At 46.7% G+C, this 21,740-nt stretch carries 18 protein-coding genes; 10 read left to right on the forward strand and 8 right to left on the reverse strand.

Annotation, left to right across the window (positions count from 1 at the left end):
- Positions 1-379 precede the first annotated feature (379 nt).
- Entirely contained in the window at positions 380-1,942 is a 1,563-nt protein-coding gene (locus PPO43_RS09910; protein ID WP_272617351.1) for an Rne/Rng family ribonuclease, read from the forward strand.
- Between the two features lie 215 nt (positions 1,943-2,157).
- Here the strand turns inward: PPO43_RS09910 and PPO43_RS09915 are convergent, their stop codons facing one another.
- The 4 genes from PPO43_RS09915 to PPO43_RS09930 form a co-directional block, all read right to left on the reverse strand.
- Positions 2,158-3,318: a glycosyltransferase gene (locus tag PPO43_RS09915; protein ID WP_272617353.1), complete on the reverse strand. Its 1,161-nt coding sequence runs from the start codon at positions 3,316-3,318 to the stop codon at positions 2,158-2,160.
- 2 nt (positions 3,319-3,320) lie between these two features.
- Positions 3,321-3,764 (reverse strand): helix-hairpin-helix domain-containing protein, encoded by a 444-nt coding sequence (locus tag PPO43_RS09920; RefSeq protein WP_272617355.1) that lies wholly within the window; start codon positions 3,762-3,764, stop codon positions 3,321-3,323.
- A 42-nt stretch (positions 3,765-3,806) separates the two neighbouring features.
- Positions 3,807-4,694, reverse strand: a complete 888-nt coding sequence (locus tag PPO43_RS09925) for a porin family protein (RefSeq protein WP_272617357.1) — start codon at positions 4,692-4,694, stop codon at positions 3,807-3,809.
- A gap of 979 nt (positions 4,695-5,673) precedes the next feature.
- Positions 5,674-7,203 carry an OmpP1/FadL family transporter gene (locus PPO43_RS09930; RefSeq protein WP_272617359.1) on the reverse strand — a complete coding sequence of 510 codons (1,530 nt, stop codon included), beginning with the start codon at positions 7,201-7,203 and terminating at the stop codon, positions 5,674-5,676.
- A 314-nt stretch (positions 7,204-7,517) separates the two neighbouring features.
- Between PPO43_RS09930 and folD the strand changes: the two genes are divergently transcribed.
- The 6 genes from folD (at position 7,518) to PPO43_RS09960 (ending at position 13,735) form a co-directional block, all read left to right on the forward strand.
- Entirely contained in the window at positions 7,518-8,414 is an 897-nt protein-coding gene (folD, locus tag PPO43_RS09935; protein WP_272617361.1) for a bifunctional methylenetetrahydrofolate dehydrogenase/methenyltetrahydrofolate cyclohydrolase FolD, read from the forward strand.
- Between the two features lie 3 nt (positions 8,415-8,417).
- On the forward strand, positions 8,418-10,940 hold the full coding sequence (locus tag PPO43_RS09940) for a penicillin acylase family protein (protein WP_272617363.1): 2,523 nt from the start codon (positions 8,418-8,420) through the stop codon (positions 10,938-10,940).
- A gap of 15 nt (positions 10,941-10,955) precedes the next feature.
- A complete protein-coding gene (locus PPO43_RS09945) occupies positions 10,956-11,384 on the forward strand; it encodes a hypothetical protein (RefSeq protein ID WP_272617365.1) in 429 nt (142 codons plus the stop codon).
- A 223-nt stretch (positions 11,385-11,607) separates the two neighbouring features.
- Positions 11,608-12,507 (forward strand): GTPase Era, encoded by a 900-nt coding sequence (gene era / locus PPO43_RS09950; RefSeq protein WP_272617367.1) that lies wholly within the window; start codon positions 11,608-11,610, stop codon positions 12,505-12,507.
- A gap of 187 nt (positions 12,508-12,694) precedes the next feature.
- Positions 12,695-13,267, forward strand: a complete 573-nt coding sequence (locus PPO43_RS09955) for a hypothetical protein (RefSeq protein WP_272617368.1) — start codon at positions 12,695-12,697, stop codon at positions 13,265-13,267.
- A 24-nt stretch (positions 13,268-13,291) separates the two neighbouring features.
- Complete coding sequence (locus PPO43_RS09960; RefSeq protein WP_272617369.1) at positions 13,292-13,735, forward strand: YbjN domain-containing protein; 444 nt, start codon at positions 13,292-13,294, stop codon at positions 13,733-13,735.
- A 220-nt stretch (positions 13,736-13,955) separates the two neighbouring features.
- Here PPO43_RS09960 and PPO43_RS09965 read toward each other — a convergent pair whose 3' ends face one another.
- Entirely contained in the window at positions 13,956-14,237 is a 282-nt protein-coding gene (locus tag PPO43_RS09965) for a DUF4834 family protein (RefSeq protein ID WP_272617370.1), read from the reverse strand.
- A gap of 43 nt (positions 14,238-14,280) precedes the next feature.
- Positions 14,281-15,579 carry a PP2C family protein-serine/threonine phosphatase gene (locus tag PPO43_RS09970; protein ID WP_272617372.1) on the reverse strand — a complete coding sequence of 433 codons (1,299 nt, stop codon included), beginning with the start codon at positions 15,577-15,579 and terminating at the stop codon, positions 14,281-14,283.
- Between the two features lie 191 nt (positions 15,580-15,770).
- On the opposite strand from PPO43_RS09970, the gene PPO43_RS09975 reads away from it, so the two are divergent.
- Both PPO43_RS09975 and PPO43_RS09980 read left to right on the forward strand, forming a co-directional pair.
- Entirely contained in the window at positions 15,771-16,967 is a 1,197-nt protein-coding gene (locus PPO43_RS09975) for a metal-dependent hydrolase (protein ID WP_272617374.1), read from the forward strand.
- 263 nt (positions 16,968-17,230) lie between these two features.
- On the forward strand, positions 17,231-18,346 hold the full coding sequence (locus PPO43_RS09980; protein WP_272617375.1) for an alkene reductase: 1,116 nt from the start codon (positions 17,231-17,233) through the stop codon (positions 18,344-18,346).
- Between the two features lie 56 nt (positions 18,347-18,402).
- Here PPO43_RS09980 and PPO43_RS09985 read toward each other — a convergent pair whose 3' ends face one another.
- Positions 18,403-20,019, reverse strand: a complete 1,617-nt coding sequence (locus PPO43_RS09985) for an FMN-binding glutamate synthase family protein (RefSeq protein WP_272617377.1) — start codon at positions 20,017-20,019, stop codon at positions 18,403-18,405.
- A gap of 22 nt (positions 20,020-20,041) precedes the next feature.
- Positions 20,042-20,566: a TlpA family protein disulfide reductase gene (locus tag PPO43_RS09990; RefSeq protein WP_272617379.1), complete on the reverse strand. Its 525-nt coding sequence runs from the start codon at positions 20,564-20,566 to the stop codon at positions 20,042-20,044.
- 448 nt (positions 20,567-21,014) lie between these two features.
- Between PPO43_RS09990 and PPO43_RS09995 the strand changes: the two genes are divergently transcribed.
- A complete protein-coding gene (locus PPO43_RS09995) occupies positions 21,015-21,728 on the forward strand; it encodes a tetratricopeptide repeat protein (protein WP_272617381.1) in 714 nt (237 codons plus the stop codon).
- Positions 21,729-21,740 lie beyond the last annotated feature (12 nt).

The raw sequence follows: 21,740 nt of genomic DNA on the forward strand, positions 1-21,740 counted from the left end.
TATATAGAATTGTTGGCTAGTCTGCATACAGACTTTGCCTCACCAATATTTAGGGTAAGCTGGCTTTGTTCAACTTACCCTTTTTTTGTTGGCTCCACCGCCTAAGGAGCCGCAAAAATGACCACCCCTACCTGAGTGGTCCTACTGCCCGCCTTAATTAGCTGTTTGTTTATTTAAGCCTTACTCATAAAAATATCGTTTTTTATGAGCCTTTTATATATCTGGTCAAGCCACAAAAGAGTGACTGGCCTGCATCGAATTTTGCTCTAAACCCTCATTTAGAGCCTTGCTTTTTATCAAACAGAACGCCTTATGGGCTAAAAGCTTCCTGGCCAAACCTTGGCAAAAAAGAAGGGGAAGTCAATAAATATATATCATTTTGGAAAAAGAGTTAATCATCAGCTCGGGGGGCAAAGACACGAGAATTGCCCTACTTGAGGATAAAAAACTGGTGGAGCTCCACTATCAAAAAACAGTCAATAGTTTGGCTGTTGGAGACATCTACCTTGGCCGAGTGAGCAAATTGCTGCCTGGCCTCAATGCGGCCTTTGTCAATATTGGCCAAAAAGGCAAAGATGCCTTTTTACACTATACCGACCTCGGTCCAAAACTTCGCTCGCTAATTAAATATTCTAATGGAGCAATTAGCGGAGGACAAGAAAGCCATCTACTCGATAATTTTAAGATGGAAGCCGATATCCCCAAAATGCCAAAGGGGAAAATTACTAATGTATTGAAGAAGGGCCAACTCATTATGGTCCAAGTACTCAAAGAACCTATCTCTACTAAAGGTCCCCGCCTCTGCTGTGAGGTAACTATCGCTAGCCGATATTTGGTCCTTAACCCCTTTAGCGAAACGATTGCCGTTTCTAAGAAAATCCAATCGGATGATGAACGCAACCGCCTAAAGGTCCTGATCGAAAGCCTACGTCCCAAAAACTTTGGCTTTATTGTACGCACTGCCGCTGAAGGCCGTAAAGTTGCCGATCTACATGAGGATATCCAACAACTGATGGCCAAATGGGAAGAGATCTATAAGCAGATGCACAATGCTAAAGGTCCCGTTAAGTGCCTGAGTGAACTGAACAAAACCCAAACGCTCATTCGCGATTTCTGGAATGATGACTATAGTCGTGTTATTGTAGATGATGAAGCCATTTATGATGATGTAGTAGAAGAACTAAACAAGGTAACCGATGGCAAAAAGGATTTAGCAAAGCTGTATAACGGCCAACGTCCTTTATTTGACCAATACGGAATTACCCGCCAAATTAAAGCTTCCTTTGGCAAAACAGCCACTATGTCAAGCGGAGCCTATATCGTTTTGGAACATACGGAGGCCATGCATGTGGTGGATGTGAATAGTGGGCATAAAATGAGCAGCAATGATCAAGAAAAAAATGCCCTGCGCGTTAACCTAGAAGCCGCCGAAGAAGTCGCCCGCCAACTCCGACTCCGAGATATTGGAGGGATTATTATTATCGACTTTATTGATATGCGGCAGGCGCCTCACCGTAATGAGCTCTTTCAGCATATGCGAAATGCGATGAGTAACGATAAGGCGAAGCATACTATTTTGCCCCTGAGCAAGTTTGGTCTGATGCAAATTACCCGCGAGCGAGTGCGCCCTCAGGTGAATATCCAAACGACGGAAACTTGTCCTAGTTGCCAAGGAACGGGCAAGGTTCAACCTACTTTGCTCATCACAGACGATATCAAAAGAGATTTGGATTTTGTGATGAAGTCGCAAAAACCGAATAAGGTGACTTTATTGGTCCACCCTTTTGTTCAAGCCTATATCAAAAAAGGCTGGTTGCACAATCTGCAGATTAAATGGTGGAGAGAATACAAAAAATGGATTAATGTGCGGGCCGACAATAACCTGCCCATTACTTCCTATAAGTTGTATAATGAAACGAATGACGAGATTCGTCTAAGCTAATAAAAAAGGCCTCAGCATTTGCTGAGGCCTTTTTTGTTGAGGGCCGAAGCCGCTTGGCTAAAAAGCAAAGCCTGAAGGGGGAGCGGCCTAGCGATGTGTAGGGGTGGCCGTAGGCCAGACCCAGGCGGCAAAGCCGCCGCAGGGCCGAGCAGGCTTGCGAGCCCCGAAACGTAGCGCCGCAAGGCGAAGCCGCAGCGGAGGCCCCAAAATAGCCCCTATTTTTCAGGTATTTCGATCAATAATTCATCAAAGGCCTCTACCATGGCGGGCCAAGCATAACGTTTTTTAGCGGCTTGTAAATAGCTTTTGAATAGATCATTTTTGTCGTACTCAAAAAACTGCAAAATGGCATCGGCTACGGCCTTGGGGTTTTCGGGGGGGACCACATAACCAGCCTTGCCATGCGGCACGATCTCGGGCAAACCGCCCACCTCCGTGACCAACATGGGGCGCTCAAAATGATAGGCCAATTGCGAAATTCCGCTTTGGGTTGCGCGGCGATAAGGCTGCACCACCAAATCGGCAGCGCTAAAAAATAGGCCTACCTCTTCTTCTGGAATAAAGTCGTTGTACAATTTTAAACGATCGCCCAGTTGCAGGCGCTCGATTTGTTGCCGAAAGGGGGCCTCATCCTCATAAAACTCCCCCGCCACCAAGGCCTTGATATTGTATTGGGCCAGACGAGGATCGCCCAAGGCCTCTAGCAAAATATCCAGCCCTTTATACTGCCGAATGAAGCCAAAAAAGAGCAAATACTTACCCTGAGGATCCAATTTCAACTGCGCTCTAGCCTCTTCTTTGGGCAATAAAGGCCCATAACTGTCATAGACGGGATGCGGATGAAAATGCGCTGGCCGAGGCGCAGGCAAAAACTCTTTTATGTCTTGGACCACCTTTTTAGATAAGGCCATAAAGCCATCTAAAGGCCCCACAAAATAGCGATTGAAAAGCGCATCGCCTGGGCGGCTTTCGTGGGGAATGAGGTTGTGGACCAAGCCCAGTAGTTTGGTGTTGGGCGAGAATTTTTTGACCAGCCGCAAAACTGTCCCAAAACTAGGGCCCATAAAGGGCAGCCAATAAGAGACAATCAGGACATCGGGCTGGCTTTTGGCAATCTTTCGGCCCACACTCCACCAATTAAAAGGATTGATGGAGTTGAGGCAAACCTCAATATCCAAATCAGGCGCTTTGGCCGTAGAAAACTGGCTTTTGCCCGGAAACAAAAAGCTGGGATACTGTAAACTAAAGCTATAAATCTTTACCTCTCGGCCCTCTTCTATAAAGGCCTTGGCGAGTCGCTCATTAAAAGCGGCCAGCCCGCCCCGAAGGGGGTGGGCTGGCCCAAGAATGGCAATTTTTTCTGCTTGCTTTATCATGATTAAGATTCGGCGATGAATTTTTTGGCTTGCTCTTGCCAATTGTAACGCTCTAGGCGATTTTGAAAGCCCGAGATTTTCTCATCGAGCTGGCTAATTTCTTCGGCACTGAGCGCCGCCAATTGCTGAAAACTATGAATGCCCTCTGCCGCTAGGCTTTCCGACATGACCTGACCAATGCCTTTAATTTGACAAAGGTCATCTTTGGCCGCAGCCTCTTCTTTGGGGGGAGTGGCCGCTTCTGTTTCTGCAACTTCTTCTTGGGGGGGAGCTTGCTGCTGCTCTGCCAATTGATCCAAACGCTTAGCTAAAACATCAGAAAGCTCATCAATGCGGCTTTCAAGGGTTTCTAGACGATCTTCAAGATGTCCATAAACACGATGCTCAAACTTTTGGAAAAGGTCCTCCATTTTCTCATAACGCTTCTGGAGATCCTTTCTAATCATTTTTTTGGCCTTTTTAAACATGGGATTTTTGGTTTTTGAGGCCTAAAACTGCAAACCGACAAAAATCTGCAAGCTGAAGTTGCGGTCAAAATCATCTCGCAAAATGAAGTTGCGGTTATCGTCTAGAGCCTGTTGTTCTATATCATAATTATTATTCGTTATATCTAGGAGACCATAATAGGCTCTAGCCCCTACGCGCAACCCTTTCGTAAAGTAGTAAGATGCGCCAAAGTTGAGGCCCATATCAAAGTAGCGATAGGCCGGACCATCCTTTTTATCAAAGAAATAATAACCGCCCAAATCCGCAGGATAAGTAATGCTGCGCTGGTCCAATTGCCCCGTTCTCGTAAAATCACTATTGAGCTCGCCAGCCGCATCCCGCAAATAACTATGATCCAAATTGATCTCTACAAAGTCATCGCCTAAGCTGCTGCCCTCACTCAAGTCTCCATACTTTAATATACCTAATCCTCTGGAAGAGACCAAAAAAGAAAAGCTCGGACCAAAATCTAATTGCACTTTATCCTTAATCGGACGCACATAAAACAAGATCGGAACCTCTACATAACCATTGGTAATATTGACCGATTTTACTCTCGTTTGTCCCTCAAACGTCTCATTGAGCGAGGGAATACTGAGGTAAGCATTATCCGCCTCAAACCGATAACGACTCCCCCGCTGAGAAAATCCCAGCTCCGCAGCCAAACCAATATAATCATTGATCGGAACCTCCACGGTGGCCGAAATATGCACCTTGGTCGTCCAACTATAACCATCCAGACTTTCCCCCTGGGCATTCTCTTCCGCAGGCCCCATAATGGTCCCAATATTAGCCCCCGCCTTAAATCCAAAGCGAGCATCAATTTGCGCAAATAAGGCAGTCGAAAAAGCACTGCCCAAAAAACAGCATAACAGTAAGAAGTTTTTCATGATCATGATTTTAGTTTAGGACCCTAAAGGTACTGCGAACAGATTTAAAATAGAATTTTTTTATAAAAGGCCTATTGCTTTCCCTTTTTTGATTTGGGGCTGCCCCTCGCTTCGCTCAGGTCGGGCCATTCCGCAGCTCGCTATTCGCTCGGCCCTGCGCGGGCTGCGCCCGCTGGGTCTGCCGCCTTCGGCGGCCCTGCTCCAGCCCCTCAGCCTGCGGGCCTTCGGCCCTCTAGGATGGATATATGGACCTGCAGCTTGCAACCCACAACCAGATGAGGGGCCTATAAGCCCCCATTTTATTATCCCATATTTTATAGCTTAAACGCCACAGTCGTCTGCATTGATACATTTAGCTGTGGCGTTGCGCCACAGTCGTCTGCATTGATACATTTAGCTGTGGCGTTGCGCCACAGTCGTCTGCATTGATACATTTAGCTGTGGCGTTGCGCCACAGTCGTCTGCATCCTTACATTTAGCTGTGGCGTTGCGCCACAGTCATCTGCATCCTTACATTTAGCTGTGGCGTTGCGCCACAGTCGTCTGCATCCTTACATTTAGCTGTGGCGTTGCGCCACAGTCATCTGCATCCTTACATTTAGCTGTGGCGTTGCGCCACAGTCGTCTGCATCGTTACATTTAGCTAGGGGGAATCCCCCAAGGCGTCTGCATCCTTACATTTAGCTAGGGGGAATCCCCCAAGGCGTCTGCATCGATACATTTAGCTAGGGGGATTCCCCCAAGGCATCTGCATCAATACATTTAACTAGGGGGATACCCCCAAGGCATCTGCATCCTTACATTTAGCTAGGGGGATTCCCCCAAGGCGTCTGCATCGATACATTTAACTAGGGGGAATCCCCCAAGGCATCTGCATCCTTACAGGACCGCCCAAATAACTCTTTTGTTAGCCCCCAAAAAAGAGGACCAACTGCATTTTGCAGTTGGTCCTCTTCATCAATAGGAGGGATAAGGAGAATTAGAATCTAAACCCTAGGGTCATCATAAAAAGCCCAACAGTTTCGCTATTGCTCGTTCTGGGATTATTATAGATAGAAGTTGCATAATAGGGAGAGTATTCAAAATCTCTGATGGTCCGCATATAGCTAAGATCAAAAAAGATATGTTCTTGGCGGAACCCAATCCCTGCCGAAATATCATGGCGCAAATCATCTACCCCCTGCACTTGGTCCAAATAAGGAGAGCTTTGTAGGCGGTAGCCGGCTCTTAAGCGTAGGGTTTTGATGGCCAGTTCGCCCCCAACTCTTAGTCGGTAAGCGCCCTGATAAGTGTCTACAATTGCATTGTTTACCGCATCAATAAAGGCTTGGTCGCCTGCGGTGGCATTTTCATCAGAAGCTTGGAGGGCAAAGCTACTGCCTGCATAATTGAGATATTCGCCATCTATGCCCAAATAGCCCTTAATGGGGTCGGTTTTTCCACCAAAGGTATGTCCCATACTGAGGGCAAAAACCCAGGGAGAAAAGAAATCCTGTTTGTACTCTGCCGTAGGAGAGACCCAAGGTTCGGTAGCTGATGTTTCTCTAAGGGTATCATTCCAAACAACGGCCCCACTAAGTTCGGTATCTAGATTTTCGGTCAGGCTCATGGCTGTGGGGGTATGCATATTGAGTCCCACTCTTAGGCGTTTGTTGACCCGATAAATAAGGCCCAGTTTGAGGTTGATGCCTGTTCCTCGGACGGTACGGATTTCGTCAAAATTAAGCGATTTAAAGTCCATGTTTCCCGTGGGTTCTGTTTCGCTATAACTTCTAAAATCTCTGAAGTTGAGGAAAGTAATGCCCAAGCTTCCACCAATATAGAGCTTGTTTTTGTAGTTACCTGCTAGGGCAATATTGAGTTCATTGATGCCTCCAGATTGGCGGACCAGTTGGCTTTTTTGAATATAAGCGCGATTAGAATCGACTACCGAGCCTACATAATCGGTGCCGCCGCCTGGGTTATCAATAAAGTAGGCATCCCAAGCGAGGCGTTCTTCAAAGGGGTCTAAATCATCGGGAACGGCATTGGCGGCATTGGCCTCTTGGGTGAAGTTAATAATGCGAGAGCCCGTAGAGGTTCCAGAAAAAGAATAGGTTCTGTTAAAAGAGGCGATTTTGCCGAAGCTAATACCAAAATTGACAAAGCGCCAATCTGTACTTTGTTCATTGGCGAGGACTAGGCCCACTGAGCCCATATTAAAGCTCAGGCGGTTGTTGCTAGAGCGGGGGAGTGTACTATCGGCTAAAAACTGGCTTTTGATATTGGCGAATTGTAGGCCAGGGCTAATACTAAACTCAGCGCCTCGGTAAACGGCTAGTCCGGCGGGATTGCCATTGAGGCTGCTCATATCGGCTCCTAAGGCGCCTAGAGCGCCGCCAACGGCAAGGCTACGGGCAGTATTGGGTTGTATGCGTTCGGAAAAGAGCAGGGCATCGCTGCTCATTTGGGCCATAAGGGTCGTACTGAAGATGGAGAAAAATACGAAGAGACTAAATTTGTTCATCATTTATATTTTTTATGTGGTTCAATCTAAATTGTACTTCTAGGTCCTCTCAATTTTAGCGCCATCCTAAATAGGGTTAGGGAGGCGGCGGAGCCGCCTCGGCTGAGGGATGGACAGCAGTGGCCGTCAGGCCAGACCCAGCGGGCGAAGCCCGCGCAGGGCCGAGCGAGTAGCGAGCTGCGACACAGCCCGACCCGCCCGCAGGGCGGGGCAGCCCCAAAATACTTGGAATAGAAAAAAAAAGGAAAATAATCCAGTGGGCTGCTTAAAATAGGCTATTTTTGGGGGCATTAAACCACCCTCAAAGAAATAGGTCCATGCAACTTTTAGATGGTAAAGCCCTCTCTCAAAGTATTCAGTTAGAGCTCAAAGCAGAAGTAGAACAGCTCCTTGCCCAAGGCGGCCGTGCCCCTCATTTGGTGGCCGTATTGGTTGGCGAGCATCCGGCTTCGGCCAGCTATGTACGCAATAAAATGCGGGCTTGTGAAAGAGCTAATTTTCGTTCTAGTTTGAAGCAATTGGCGGCAGATATTAGCCAGGAAGAATTGTTGGCAGAAATAGCTGCGCTCAATCAAGATCCTGAAGTGGATGGCTATATTTTGCAGTTGCCATTGCCTGCTCATATAGATGAACACTTAGTGACGCAGGCGGTTGCGCCCGAGAAGGATGTAGATGGATTTCATCCCTATAATTTGGGACAAATGTTATTGGGCGAAGATTGTTATTTGCCAGCTACGCCCATGGGGATGATCACGCTTTTGGAGCGTTATGGGATCGAGACCGCGGGCAAAGAAGCGGTTGTGATTGGTCGCTCGAACATTGTGGGTCGTCCGATGAGTGTATTGCTTTCTCGCAAGCATCCGCAGGGCGATTGTACGGTGACGCTTTTACATAGTCGTAGCCGAGATATGGCTGAGCATTGTCGGCGGGCCGATATTATTGTGGCGGCTATTGGTCGAGCTAATTTCTTAACGGCTGATATGGTCAAAGAAGGGGCGATAATCTTGGATGTGGGCATCAATGCCGTAGATGATTCCAAGGCCAAAAGAGGGTACCGTTTGGTGGGAGATGTTGATTTTGATGCCTTAAAAGATAAAGTATCGGCGATGACGCCCGTGCCTGGAGGCGTTGGTCCAATGACCGTTGTTTCCTTATTGATGAACTGCCTAAAAGCCTATAAAACAGGTGCAGGCAAAGCCCTAGAAAACCAGTAAACTATGCGAATATTGAGTTTTGTGGCCGTATTGGTCCTTACTATATTTCTCTTTCTTTTTCTGAACTCCTCCGACTTTGCTTCTTCTCTAGTGGGGCGGATAACGAAAAAAGAAACCTTTATTCCCCCGATGGGGAAGCTATTGAGTCCGAGTTCGGGTTTTTGGCGCAATGCCGAACATGCAAATGGCCCATCTTTGCCCTCTTCTTTGCGTGATGGTTCGCTTAGCGCCCCAGTAGAATTGTTGTATGATGAGCGCATGGTGCCGCACATCTTTGCAGACAATATGCAGGATGCCTTTTTTGCCCAGGGTTATGCTACGGCTAGCCTTCGACTTTGGCAGATGGAGTTTCAGACGCATGCTGTTTCTGGCCGTTTGGCAGAGGTTTTGGCCACCTCGGAAAAGATGCGAGAGGTTTTGCTTAAAATGGATCGTAAAAAGCGTAAATCGGGCCTGCCTTTGGCGGCTAAAAAGACCGTAGAGCTTTGGAAGAAAGACCCCAAAACCTATGAGATCTTGCAGCGCTATGCCGATGGGGTCAATGCTTATATTGATGATTTGTCTTATGCGGATTTGCCTTTAGAGTATAAGTTACTGAATTATCGTCCCGAAAAATGGACGGTGCTTAAATCAGCGCTTTTGCTCAAAGCCATGGCGGAGGATTTGACCGATAAAGACTATGATTTTGAGATGACCAATGCTTATAAATACTTTGGTCGAGATACCTTCAATATCTTTTATCCAGAATACTTTCCCGAGCAATCTCCCATTATCAACGATACGGCTTTTTATAACTTTAAGCCCGTAGCGGTAGGCGATAGCCTAGCCAAGCCTTTCTTGGGCTTTGATCAGGGCTTGCCCAAAAATCCAAATCCCAAACCTAAGGGCATTGGAAGTAACAACTGGGCCGTAGGCGGCAAGAAGACGGCTTCGGGTTATCCTATCTTATGTAATGACCCTCACCTCAAGCTCAATTTGCCTTCCATTTGGTTTGAGGTACAGATTGTAACGCCTGATTTTAATGTTTATGGAGCTACTTTGCCTGGGGCGCCAGGCGTAATCTCTGGCTTTAATCAACATATTGCTTGGGGCGTAACCAATGTGGCCCATGATGTTCGCGATTGGTATGCCGTAGAATGGACCGATGCGAGCAAATCCGCTTATATTTTTGATGGGGAAGAAAGAGCCAGCGAAAAAATCCTCGATACGGTTTATGTGCGAGGAGCGGGCTTTGTTGTCGATACCCTCATTTATACGCATTTTGGCCCAGTGGTCCGTACCGTAAATGGCCAAGATTATGTCTTGCATTGGCAGGCCAATGAGCCTAGCTCTGAGGCAAAAACCTTTGTCTTGTTGGCCCAAGCCAAAAACTACCAAGATTATCAGGCTGCGATTAAGCATTTTTCTTGCCCCGCCCAAAACTTGGTTTTTGCTTGTAATAATGGAGATATTGCGCTTTGGACTCAAGGCAAATTGCCTTTGCGCCGACCCGATCAAGGAAAGTTTGTAGCCGATGGCCGCTATTCCTTTAATCAATGGTCGGGCTTTATGCCCCAAGAGCATATTCCACACGAATATAACCCCAAAAAGGGCTATGTGGCTTCAGCCAATCAGCATTCGGTCAGTCCCGCCTATCCCTACTATACCTACGGCTATTTTGAGGAGTATCGTGGCCGCTATCTCAATGGCCAGTTGGATGCCCTTTCTGCAGCCACTGATAGCGAAATGAAGGCCTTGCAATTGAGCAATTTTAGCCAAAAGGCCCAAGATTTCTTGCCCCTTTTGATGAAGTTCTTGCAAAGAGGAGATTTGACCAAAGATGAATTAGAGCTGTTGGCGCTTTTCCGCGATTGGGATTATGAGTATCATCCAGATGCCGTGGCCCCAACCATTTTTGAAGATTGGTTCTATAACCTGCAGGCCTTCACTTATGATGAATTGGATGAGGCAGCCGCCCAAGGTATGGAACTGCATTATCCCGATGCTTGGCGCTTGCTTGGCTTGCTTAAGCGGGATACGACTTCTTTTATTTGGGACCAGGTCGGAACCAAAAAGCGAGAAACCGTAGAAGATATTGTTACCCTCTCTTTTAAAGAAACCCTGAATACCTTGCCCAAGAATAAAGCGGGCAAACCCATTTCTTGGGGCGAAATGAAGGCTACGGCACTTTATCACTTGGCCCGAATCGAGGAGTTTAGCGTGCTTAACCTTCCCGTAGGCGGAACCGCTGATGCGCTCAATGCCGTCAGCAATCGCTACGATTTTGCCGCTAGCCGCAAGGCCGATAGCCTAATTCATAAGGGCGGTTCTGCCGCGGGCCCCTCTTGGCGCATGATTGTCGAATTAGGCGATAAGAAACCTAAGGCACAAGCCATTTATCCCGGTGGCCAATCGGGGAATCCCGGTAGCCATTATTACGATAATATGGTGCAAGATTGGGCCGAAGGCCGCTACAACAAATTACATTACTTAGAATCTGCCGAAGAAGGAAAAGAGAATATCCGCATTCGCCAGCGTTTGCACTAAAAAAGACGATTTATTATGACTAGAGTATTATTAGGTGCCGCAGTGCTCTTTTTGCTCATCAGCATTTCTTTTTGGCTCTTTGCAAGCTGGTGGTGGGCCAATTTATTCTTCGCCATTATCATCGGTTTTGCCATGCAATTGGGCCTAGGTAGCAGCTTTTTGGCTGGGGCGGGTAGCAGCTTCCTTAGCTGGTTTGTCGCCATGTACTGGATCAATGCAGGCAATGGTGGCTTGCTCCTCCAAAAAATGCGGGCCGTTTTGGGCCTTCCCTTTGGCTCCGATACTGGCGTGATGCTTTTTATCGCTCTTCTCGGTGCCTTACTTGGCGGCCTAGGCTTCTTACTCGGTCAGTTGGGCCGAGATATTGCCACTGGCCCCATTGATGGCCGATCTAAACGCAGAAGAAGAGGACGCAAACGATCTGCTGCTACTTTCAAGATTTAATTTTTTTGGGGCTGCCCCGCCCTTCGGGCGGGTCGGGCTGTGTCGCAGCTCGCAGGTCGCTCGGCCCTTCAGCGCTAAAGCGCTTCGGTCTGGCCCTGCGGGCCACTGCTGTCCATCCCTCAGCCAAGTCGCTGCGCTCCTTTGCGGCGGCTTTGCCGCCTGTCCACCGCAAAATGGACCAAAACACTACTTTCCAGAACCTAGTTTTTAACTAACATACATTATGAGTACAGAAAAAAAAGCCCACAAATCGGGCTTTGTCAATATTGTGGGCCATCCCAATGTCGGGAAATCTACCCTGATGAATGCCTTGGTTGGCGAACGGATGTCGATTATTACCAATAAGCCCCAAACAACTCGCCACCGCATCTTGGGCATTGTCTCTGAGGAGGATTACCAAATTGTGTTTAGCGACACCCCCGGCCTTATCCAAGATCCTAGCTATAAAATGCAGGAGCGCATGAATGAGTATGTCAAATCTACCCTAGAGGATAGCGATTTGATGTTACTCGTGGCCGATGCAACCGAAAAGATTTCAGATGAATCAGCCATTTTTGAGCTTTTGGCTAAGCTTAAAGCTCCCGTTTTCTTGCTGCTCAACAAAATTGATTTGCTCCCGCCTAAAGAACAATTGGAGCAGTTGGCCGCTTGGAGTAAAAAACTCGATTTTGCCGAGCTGATTCCCATTTCAGCCCTCAATCGCATCAATACGGATTTGGTCCTGGAGAAAGTAATTGAACGCATGCCCGAAGGTCCTATTTATTATCCGAAAGAACAGTTTACCGACCGCCCAGAGCGCTTCTTTATTTCCGAAATTATCCGAGAAAAGATTTTGCTCAATTATCATCAAGAGATTCCTTACTCAGTAGAAGTAGTGGTAGAAGCCTTCCAAGAAGAACCCGATATTACCCGCATTTTGGCTAATATTTATGTGGCCAGAAAAACGCAAAAAGGTATTCTAATTGGAAAAGGAGGCCAAGCCATTAAGCGCTTGGGCCAAGACTCCCGTCTCGCTATTCAAGAGTTTTTGCAGACCAAAGTATACCTAGAATTGCACGTAAAGATCAAAGACAATTGGCGAGATGATGAGCGCAGTCTGAATTATTTTGGTTACACGTCTTAATCCATTAAAGCTCCTTGAAAGGGCTTGTATATGGGCTTTTGCCTAAAAAGTAGGTAAAGTCCCTAATCTTATTTTTTTTGCCCATAAAACTAGGATAATGCTTGAGAGTTTGCTTAAATTTGCGTACTATTATACCTGAAAGTAGAATATACGATACGACTATCTCCAAGATAAATCCTGCAGTTTTATGGAACAACTGACACTGAGTTTCAAAAATATCATTCGCCAAAGGTGCGAGGCCCAAGGCCAGCTCCTCTTAGCCGATTTGCTTGAAAAAGCGGCTAAGCAAGAGTTTGTACAATTGGCAACTGCTCTCCCCGCAGAAAATGTACAGCTTCATTGGCAAGAGTTTAAGCAAGCTCGTTTGGCCCAAACGGCCTTTAGAGAATTGCGCTCTGCCCAATTACAATCTTATCCTTTTCAGTATCTCGGCTATTTCCAATTAGGGGAAGAAGCAGAGGCTTTGCCTTTTGGAGAAGAACAATTCTCGGCGAGTTTGCAGGCTCGTCCCGTTTTTGTCCAATCTGATGCAGCTGCAAAGGCTTGTAATATGAGTTGGTTGTTGGAGCTGCTCACGCAAACGGAAAAGGTAGCTGCTGATCCTCAGCGCCAAGACCAATTGTTTTGGGAAGAAGGACCAGCAGGAAGCCAGCAACTGCGTATAGAGCGGAAGCATGGAAATCAGAAGGAAGTGCAGATTATTCGTTTCAATAACAACTATTCGACCGTGAGCTGGCAGCATCAAATTGAGCTGAGCTAGCCTACTGGTCCAGCTAACACGCTTATGAGTTTAAAAGCCTATTACGAAACAGTAGAAGCCGCTATCGCTAAATTGGGCATTGATCCCGTTTCGAGCCGAGGAAAAGAAAAAGAGGGCCTTTGGACCCTAACCAAGAAGGACATTATGGTCTGGATTGACCTTTGGGAAATCGAAAGAGAAGGCCGGCCCTATTTCCAAGTGATGTCTCCGCTTTTTCATGTTCCAGAAAATGCAGAACTTCGCAATGAGCTCTTTGCCGAATTGCTTCAAATCAATGACCGCCTTTATGGGGGCGTTGCTTTTACGACCTTCAAAAACTGGATTTATCTCAAGATTATCCGCGAGGCAGACGGACTTTCTGTAGATGAGGCCCACGCTAGTATTATGCGCGTAGGCAGTTATGCAGAGCGACATGGAGAAGCGCTCTCAAATAAATTTAATATCGAAATAGCTCGATTTAATAAATAGGACGAGCTGGTCTAAAAGAAAAGGGAAGCTGTGAATTTTCACAGCTTCCCTTTTTGCGTTTTGGGCGGCGCAGCCGCCCCGGCCGAAGGCCGAACGGCCTAGCGATGTGCAGCAGTGGCCGCAGGCCAGACCAAGGCGGCTTTGCCGCCACAGGGCCGAGCGAATAGCGAGCTGCGGAACGTAGCGCCGCAAGGCGAAGCCGCAGCGGAGGCCCCAAATCTTAATCTAGTTCTTCAAAATCAATATATTCGCCATCATTGCGAGGCTTTTGTTTTTGTTCCTGCTTCTGTTGGCGGGGGGGATGGCCTTGAGTGCCAAACTCTTGTTCGTTAACATATTGGCCCTGGCCTTGTTGTTGGGCCTGCATTTGTTGTTGGAACATCCGCATAAATTGTTCTTGTGGGCTAAGTGGTCGTTCTTGCTTGGGAGGAGCCAAAAAAACGGGCTTAATCAGGAAGCGGTAAACCAAATAGGCGAAGAAAAGAAGAAATAAAGTCTGCATTATGATAAGTCTTGTTGTAGTCTATGAAAGGCAAAAAGAGCGCCTAGGAGGCTTTGACCGCCATTTTGGCAGCGGGAGCCTGTTTCCCCTGCTCTTTTGTCGCAAAGATGTGTCCTGTAAGGATCGAAATGTCATCGGGAAACTCCATGCTGCCCTTAAACTCTTTCATTTCTTGCATGAGGGCTGCGTTAAATTCAACAGCCGAAAGCCGGTGATGTTTGGCAATAAAGTCTTCTATGGCTTTTTCTTCTACAGTTTCGCCTGCTTCATTGCGCAAATCGGTTAGGCCATCAGTATAGAGGAAGAAAAAGGCATCCTCTTGCAGGTAAATTTCGCCCCATTCTAGTTTGGGAATTTTGGGGACAATGCCCAAAATCGTGCAGCCCTTATCTAGTCGTTCAACCTGGCCATTTCGATAGAGAAAAGGCGGGTTGTGTCCAGCATTGAGATAGAGCAAACGGCCTGTGCTGCGGTTGTAGCGGGCCACAAAAAAGGTAATAAAGCGATCGCCTCGGGTGGCTTTGAGGACCTTCTCATTGAGGCGGTCGACAAATTCGGGGATCTTGAGATCTTTGCGATGAATGAGGGTTTGTAGGTTGGCTTGGAAGTTCGACATCAGGATTGCGGCTGAAATACCCTTGCCTGAAATATCGGCAATACAAAAGGCAATTTCATCTTCATTGAGCTCCATAAAGTCATAGTAATCGCCACCAACGCCCTCATGCGGCTGATAAATCCCCGCAAAATCAAAGCGTTGATTGTTGGGCAATTTGTTGGGAATAAGCATGTTCTGGACCTGGTTCGCTAATCGGAGCTCATGGCGCATTTTTTCTTGGGCCAATTGTCTTTTGAAGAGGCGTTTATTCTCAATGGCAACGGCCACTACATTGGTCAAGGTCCCAATAAATCGAATGGCCTCAAAGAGTTCTTCCCCTTTTCGGGCCTCTTTATGGACAAAGGCAAAGGCGATGGCCTCCTCCTTATGATAAACGGGAATCACATAGTTAAACTCGCAGAGCAAAGGATGATCTTCCCCAATTTTAGAAATCCGCTGATAGGCCGAAAAATACTCGCTAATGTCTAGAACCAAGAGCTTTTCGTCTATTCCCTTATGCGTAGCGACTTGCCAATGCCCATCTTTGCAACTATATAGGGCAAAGCGATTGGCGCCCATCTCCCAACTTAGGGTATCGGTATAGATTTTAAACAGGTCCTGAATCTTAATGTTGTTGTTGATGGCCTGCGTAATTTCCGATAAGCGGTTAATCTGCAGTTGCTGCAAGTAGAGCTTGTGTTCTAGCTCTTCTATCCGCGGCAAGCTTGTTTTATCTAGGCTGTCCATAGGCGCCGGTTTTGTCTCCTTGAATAATGAACGCATTGAAAAATAACGCAAAGCGCTAAGGCTAGGCGATTTTGAAATAAGTTCAATTAAAGATAAGAAAAATCGCTGGCCAAAGGCCTTAAACTCTTGTTATTTGGGCGCATCTTCTAACTTAGGCTTTGTATTTTGCGCCTCAATCATTTTAATATCTTATGGATTCACTCACTCAGGCTGTGCTTGGTGCCGCTTGCGGACAAGCAGTTCTCGGCCGAAAAATTGGCGCTAAAGCTTTGGCTTGGGGCGCTATTGCGGGCACTTTGCCCGATTTAGATGTCGTTAGTCGCGTTTTTAGCGAGCACGAAATTTATGGCTTACTCTATCATAGGGGATTAACGCACTCTATTTTTATTACGCTGCTTGCTTCTCCTTTATTGGGCTATCTGGCCCACAAACAAAGGGGCGCAGTTGCGGTCCTTTTTGGCCTTTTGCTGGTCCTGTTTATGGGCGGTATGGGCCTAAAAGATGATAATGCAATTTTGCAGGGCATTGGCCTTTTTATCCTGGCCGTGACGGCCTGGGTTGGTTGGCGATATTGGGGGAGCAAAAATCCTCCTCAATTAAAGGAGGAGCCTAGCTGGAAAAGCTGGAGCTGGATGTTCTTTTGGGCCATTCTTACCCATTGGCTAATTGATGCCTGCACAAGCTACGGCACCCAAATTTTTGAGCCCTTTTCTTCTTATCGGGTCTCTTTTAATAATATCGCTATTGCCGACCCAATCTATACTTTGCCACTTTTATTGGCCGTGATTATTATCCCGTTTTTTAAGAATAATAAGTGGCAACAAGGCATCAATACCGCCGCTTTGGTCCTTTCTACAGCCTATATGGGCCTGAGCTTTGTCGCCAAAAATCAGGTTAATGCCGTGGTTACCCAAAACCTCAAAGAACAAGGTATTGAGTCAGTCGATTTCTTGACCTATCCCAGCATTCTCAACATTATGCTTTGGCAAACTACCGTGGAAACCAAGGATGCTTTCTATTATGGCACCTACTCTTTCTGGGATGAGGATAGCAAAATGGAGTTCAAAAAACTCCCCAAACAACATGAATTGCTCGATAAATGGGCCGATGAGGAGTTCGTCCAAATCCTAAAATGGTTTGCCCAAGGCTATTATAGCGTAGAAGAAGGCGAAAATGGCGAGCTCTATATGAATAATCTTCGCTTCGGCCTAATGGGCTTCGGCTTCCTCAAAGGAAAGGGCGAATACGTTTTCCGACACAGAATTTATCTAAAAGATGGCCAACTAGAAGCCGAAGGCGTACGCGAAGCCCGAGATATTGAAATGGATTTGCTTTTTGAGTTGCTCTGGAAACGCATCTGGGGCGATAAACATCCTCTTGTTAATTAATAAGTCTTTTTTGGGGCCTCCTGCCTGCGGCAGGCGCTACGTTTCGCAGCTCGCTGTTCGCTCGGCCCTTCGGCGGCTTGGCCGCCTCGGTCTGGCCTGCGGCCACTGCTGCACATCGCTAGGCCATTTGGCCTGCGGCTAGGGCTACACATCGGTTACTCCCTTTGGTCGTCGAACTGCGCCCTAAAGGGCTTGTTGTGGCCATTTGGCCTGCGGCCAAGGCGGCCAAGCCGCCCCATTTTTCATCTTAAAACTAGTTGATTATGTCTATTCTTGATCCCGTCCAATTGGGCCCATTAACGCTAAAGAATGCCGTATTTATGGCGCCGCTCACTCGAAGTCGAGCCGATAATCCAGAAAGGGTACCCACGGCCTTACATCAGGAATATTATGCACAGCGAGCTTCTGCTGGCCTCCTCATTTCAGAGGGCTTGCCCATTTCTGATCGAGCTGGAGGCTATTTGTTTGTGCCTGGAATTTATACCCCTGCTCAAGTAGAGGCTTGGAAAGCGGTAACAGCAGCTGTAAAAGCTAAAGGCGGCCACTTTTTTGCCCAAATTTGGCATGTGGGCCGAGTCTCTCATCCCGATTTGATGAATGGACAGGCACTTTTGGCTCCTTCAGCTCTTGCTACGGGCAGTAAGAGCCGCACCCATGAAGGGCTCAAGCTTTCTCCTGTTCCTAAGGCCATGGACCAAGAAGATATTCAGGCTGTCATTGCCCAGTTTAAGCAAGCTGCTGCCAATGCTTTGGCCGCTGGCTTTGATGGGGTAGAGCTACATACGAGTAATGGTTACCTCTTCCATCAGTTTTTTGCCAATTCGGCTAACCAACGCCAAGATAAATATGGGGGGAGCATCGCCAATAGAGCGCGCTTCCTTTTTGAGGTCCTCGAGGCGGTCCAAGAAGTTTGTCCCCTAGAACGAGTTGGCCTGCGCTTCAATCCTATGTTAGATGGTCATATCGGTATTGATGTGGATAAAGAAACGATCCCCTTTTTTGATTACCTTTTGGATAAACTCAATGATTATCCCTTGGCCTATGTGCATCTGACTCGGCCTGGTCAAGCCTTTGCGCATCGCCAACTGGCCACGCAAGAGAAGGACCCCAATTTGTTTATTCAAGATGTTATTGGTCATTATCGCCAAATCTACAAAGGCTTTTTAGTGGCCAATGGCGGCTATACAGCTGAGACGGCAGCAGAAGAACTGGCCCAAAATCGAGCGAATGCCATTGCTTTTGGCAAAGCCTTTATCTCTAATCCAGATTTGGTGCAGCGAATGGCTAGCAATGCGGCTTGGACGCCTTGGAATTCCGATACTTTTTATACTCAAGGCCCAGAAGGTTATATAGATTACCCCTTTTTAGAAGAGGGCTAGCCCAAAAAAGGACCAAGCATAATTTACGCTTGGTCCTTTCTTTTTACGGCATTTGCTTATTCATAATTAGAGCCGTTTTCGAGATACTGTAACATTTCTTTTCGGTAAAGGTCGGGTAGGCAGCCTTCTTGGCCCTCCAATAAACAGCCAATGGGGATTTCTGGATAAAGTTGGTCATATCTGCGTACCTCACTCATAGAAATCCGTCTAAGAATATGTCTTCTAGACAATTCTGAGGGGTCTTTCATGCCTGCAGCAGCAAGTAACTCGACCAAAGCATGTACTGTTTTTTTATGAAAAGAGTAAATGCGTTCAGCTTTATCTGGAATATATAAGCCTTTCATGAGTTGTTTATCTTGAGTAGCGACTCCTGTGGGGCATTTATTTGTATGGCATTCTAGGGCCTGAATACAACCTACGGCCATCATCATGGCTCTAGCGCTATAACAAGCATCGGCCCCTAGGGCTAGGGTTTTAGCCAAATCAAAGCCACAGCTAATTTTACCTGCTGCTAGCACCTTAATATCTTTTTTAAGATCAAAGCCACGAAGCGTATCCACGGCAAAGCTAAGCCCATCGCGTAGAGGCATTCCTAATGAATCTGAGAATTCTACAGGAGCTGCTCCGGTACCGCCTTCTCCACCATCAATAGTAATAAAGTCGGGTTTGATGCCTGTTTTGACCATGGCTTTGCAGAGGTCGTAAAATTCAATTTCGGAGCCGATGCAGAGCTTAAAGCCAACAGGGCGGCCTTTAGAAAGTTGGCGGAGTTGAGCTACAAACTGGAGTAAGCCTTCTGGTCCTTGAAATGCTTTGTGGTAGGGTGGCGAGAGGACATCTGTTCCAGCTTGAACACCACGGATTTTAGCGATTTCGGGAGTGTTTTTTTGAGCGGGGAGAATACCGCCATGTCCAGGTTTTGCGCCTTGAGAAAGTTTAATCTCTACCATTTTGATATCGGGATGATCCACTGTTTTGGCAAACTTATCGGGATCAAAATTGCCGTCATCTGCTCGGCAGCCAAAGTAGCCTGTACCAATTTGCCAGATGAGGTCTCCACCTTGAGAGAGGTGGTAGGGACTGACTCCGCCTTCGCCAGTATTTTGGGCAAAGCCGCCTTTGGCGGCGCCTTTATTCATGGCCATAACGGCATTGGCGGAGAGGGAGCCAAAGCTCATGGCGGAGATATTGAAAATGCTAAGATCGTAGGGTTGTTTACAATCTGGTCCCCCCACAGAGACTTTAGGATTTTGTTCAATACTATCAAAGTCTAGGGGGTAGGTTGAGTGGGTCATCCATTCGTAGCCTTCATCGTAGATATTGAGTTGGGTTCCAAAAGGGACTGTTTCTTTGGCTTTTTTGGCTCTTTGATAAATGAGAGAGCGTTTGCGTCGGTTGAAAGGGGTATTGTCTAGGTCCGACTCAATAAAATATTGGCGGATAGCTGGGCGCAGGCTTTCTAGAAAGTAGCGCAGACGGCCAAGTAGAGGGTGTGTTTTACGAATGGCATGATCCGTTTGGATCATATCTTGAACTCCCATCACAAAGAGAGGGACCAAAATGAGTAGCGCCCAAAGGAAGTGAATGGAGATAAAATAGGCCGTAATCGCGGTGGCGGCAAAAAGCAGTAGCGATACGGCCAGAAATTTTTGAGGTAAGTTGTTAATCGTCATAATTAAGTCAGTGAGTACCTGACTATTTAGCCTTTTTGACCCACTTTTGGAGTTTTTTGGCTGCTTTAGGATCTGAGGGACGAAGGGCATCTCTATCGACAAATTGGCCTTCAGTATCAACAATCAGGTAATGAGGAATGCTATAAATATAAAAAAAACGAAGTAGTTCTTTACTGTCTTTGCCTCCTCTTCTCCAGTGTTCGCCAGTTTGGCGGATTTCTAGTTTATCGAGGGCTTTTTGCCAAGCATCGGCTTTGTCATCTACAGAAAGGTAGAGGAAAACGACTTCATCGCCTAGTTCTTCATGTAATTTTTTAGAGCTGGGCATTTCTTTTTTGCAGGGCCCGCACCAGCTGGCCCAAAAATCAATATAAATGACTTTACCTTTGTGTTGGGCCAAAATATCGGCTAGGCTTTTTTCGCTTTGGCCATCGGCAGAGGTGAAAGAATGACTACTTAACAGTTCGGGTAAGGTTTTGTTGGATTGGGCAAAGAGAGAACCATTAAGTAGGAAAAGAAAACTAAGAGAGAAGAGTAGCTTGTTCATGCGTGTAATTTTGAAATGAAGTAGAAGGAAGGAGGGAAATTTTGGGCGACAATATTAAGGCCAGCTTTTCTTTTGCTTTGTAGCCTTGGATACAAAGAGAAATATTTTGGTTTAGGGAGGCGGCGAAGCCGCCGAAAAGGAGCGAAGCGACCTGGCTGAGGGATGGACAGCAGGGCTGCCGCAGGCAGCAGACCAAGGCGCTTTTGCGCCGCAGGGCCGAGCGAATAGCGAGCTGCGAAACAGCCCGACCCGCCAGTAGGGCGGGGCAGCCCCAAATAATTAGGAAACTGATATTTAGCCTTCAAAAAATAGGTATTGCTAGGCGAATATTTAGCATGCTTCTAAAAAAGATTTAGTGAAATCTAGGATTTTTAAGAAGTTGTTTATCTTTGCAAGCAAATTTTTTTTTATAAGATCAAATCAGCTGGCTGAAAAAGAAAGAGATAGAATGGCAGATCAACCCATAAAAACAGAGCTTCAAGATTTTGATGTAGATCAGTTTCGTGATCAAACGGCAGAAACTTTTGAGAAGTATAAGAACGTGATTATTGGCGCTTTGACCGCCGTTTTGATTATTGGTGTGGGCTATTATGCCTACAGCAACCTCTATATGAAGCCTAAGAATGAAAATGCTAATAAGGCGATTTTTAAGGCAGAGGCGATGTTTGAAAAAGACTCTTTTCTTTTGGCGCTAAATGGTTCTGGTGCTGCTTTGGCTGGTCAGATGGGAGGCAGTTATGAAGGTTTTCTAGACATTATTGCTAACTATAGTGGTACTGAGGCGGCTAATCGTGCGCATTACGGTGCTGGAGTTTCTTTGCTTCGCTTGGGTAAGGCTGAGGAGGCGATCAAGTACTTGGAAGCTTATGATGGTAAGGATGGTGCGACTCAGGCTACTGCTTATGGGCTTTTGGGTGATGCTTATTCTGAGCTTAACGATAATGAGCAGGCTTTGAGTTATTATAAAAAGGCGATGAATGAGAGTCCAAATGAAATGATTACGCCTATTTTCATGCGTAAGGCTGCTTTTTTGCAAGAGACCAACATGAATGATGCGAGTAGTGCATTGGCGCTTTATAAAGAGATTGAGCAAAAGTATCCTGAGGCTGCAGAGCGTTTGAACATTGCTAAGGATGTTGTTCGCTTGGAGCAAGGAAAATAAGATAAGAAGAAG

The sequence above is a fragment of the Saprospira sp. CCB-QB6 genome (genome assembly GCF_028464065.1).
Classification (GTDB): Bacteria; Bacteroidota; Bacteroidia; order Chitinophagales; family Saprospiraceae; genus Saprospira.

Excerpts from the sequence above, each read along its gene's own strand:
- PPO43_RS09970 (WP_272617372.1), bottom strand. The coding sequence starts at position 15,579 with ATGGACAGCCTAGATAAAACAAGCTTGCCGCGGATAGAAGAGCTAGAA.
- PPO43_RS09930 (WP_272617359.1), bottom strand. The coding sequence starts at position 7,203 with ATGATGAACAAATTTAGTCTCTTCGTATTTTTCTCCATCTTCAGTACG.
- PPO43_RS09965 (WP_272617370.1), bottom strand. The coding sequence starts at position 14,237 with ATGCAGACTTTATTTCTTCTTTTCTTCGCCTATTTGGTTTACCGCTTC.
- PPO43_RS09955 (WP_272617368.1), top strand. The coding sequence starts at position 12,695 with ATGGAACAACTGACACTGAGTTTCAAAAATATCATTCGCCAAAGGTGC.
- era (WP_272617367.1), top strand. The coding sequence starts at position 11,608 with ATGAGTACAGAAAAAAAAGCCCACAAATCGGGCTTTGTCAATATTGTG.
- PPO43_RS09940 (WP_272617363.1), top strand. The coding sequence starts at position 8,418 with ATGCGAATATTGAGTTTTGTGGCCGTATTGGTCCTTACTATATTTCTC.
- PPO43_RS09990 (WP_272617379.1), bottom strand. The coding sequence starts at position 20,566 with ATGAACAAGCTACTCTTCTCTCTTAGTTTTCTTTTCCTACTTAATGGT.
- PPO43_RS09920 (WP_272617355.1), bottom strand. The coding sequence starts at position 3,764 with ATGATTAGAAAGGATCTCCAGAAGCGTTATGAGAAAATGGAGGACCTT.
- folD (WP_272617361.1), top strand. The coding sequence starts at position 7,518 with ATGCAACTTTTAGATGGTAAAGCCCTCTCTCAAAGTATTCAGTTAGAG.
- PPO43_RS09915 (WP_272617353.1), bottom strand. The coding sequence starts at position 3,318 with ATGATAAAGCAAGCAGAAAAAATTGCCATTCTTGGGCCAGCCCACCCC.
- PPO43_RS09960 (WP_272617369.1), top strand. The coding sequence starts at position 13,292 with ATGAGTTTAAAAGCCTATTACGAAACAGTAGAAGCCGCTATCGCTAAA.
- PPO43_RS09925 (WP_272617357.1), bottom strand. The coding sequence starts at position 4,694 with ATGAAAAACTTCTTACTGTTATGCTGTTTTTTGGGCAGTGCTTTTTCG.
- PPO43_RS09980 (WP_272617375.1), top strand. The coding sequence starts at position 17,231 with ATGTCTATTCTTGATCCCGTCCAATTGGGCCCATTAACGCTAAAGAAT.
- PPO43_RS09975 (WP_272617374.1), top strand. The coding sequence starts at position 15,771 with ATGGATTCACTCACTCAGGCTGTGCTTGGTGCCGCTTGCGGACAAGCA.
- PPO43_RS09985 (WP_272617377.1), bottom strand. The coding sequence starts at position 20,019 with ATGACGATTAACAACTTACCTCAAAAATTTCTGGCCGTATCGCTACTG.
- PPO43_RS09995 (WP_272617381.1), top strand. The coding sequence starts at position 21,015 with ATGGCAGATCAACCCATAAAAACAGAGCTTCAAGATTTTGATGTAGAT.
- PPO43_RS09945 (WP_272617365.1), top strand. The coding sequence starts at position 10,956 with ATGACTAGAGTATTATTAGGTGCCGCAGTGCTCTTTTTGCTCATCAGC.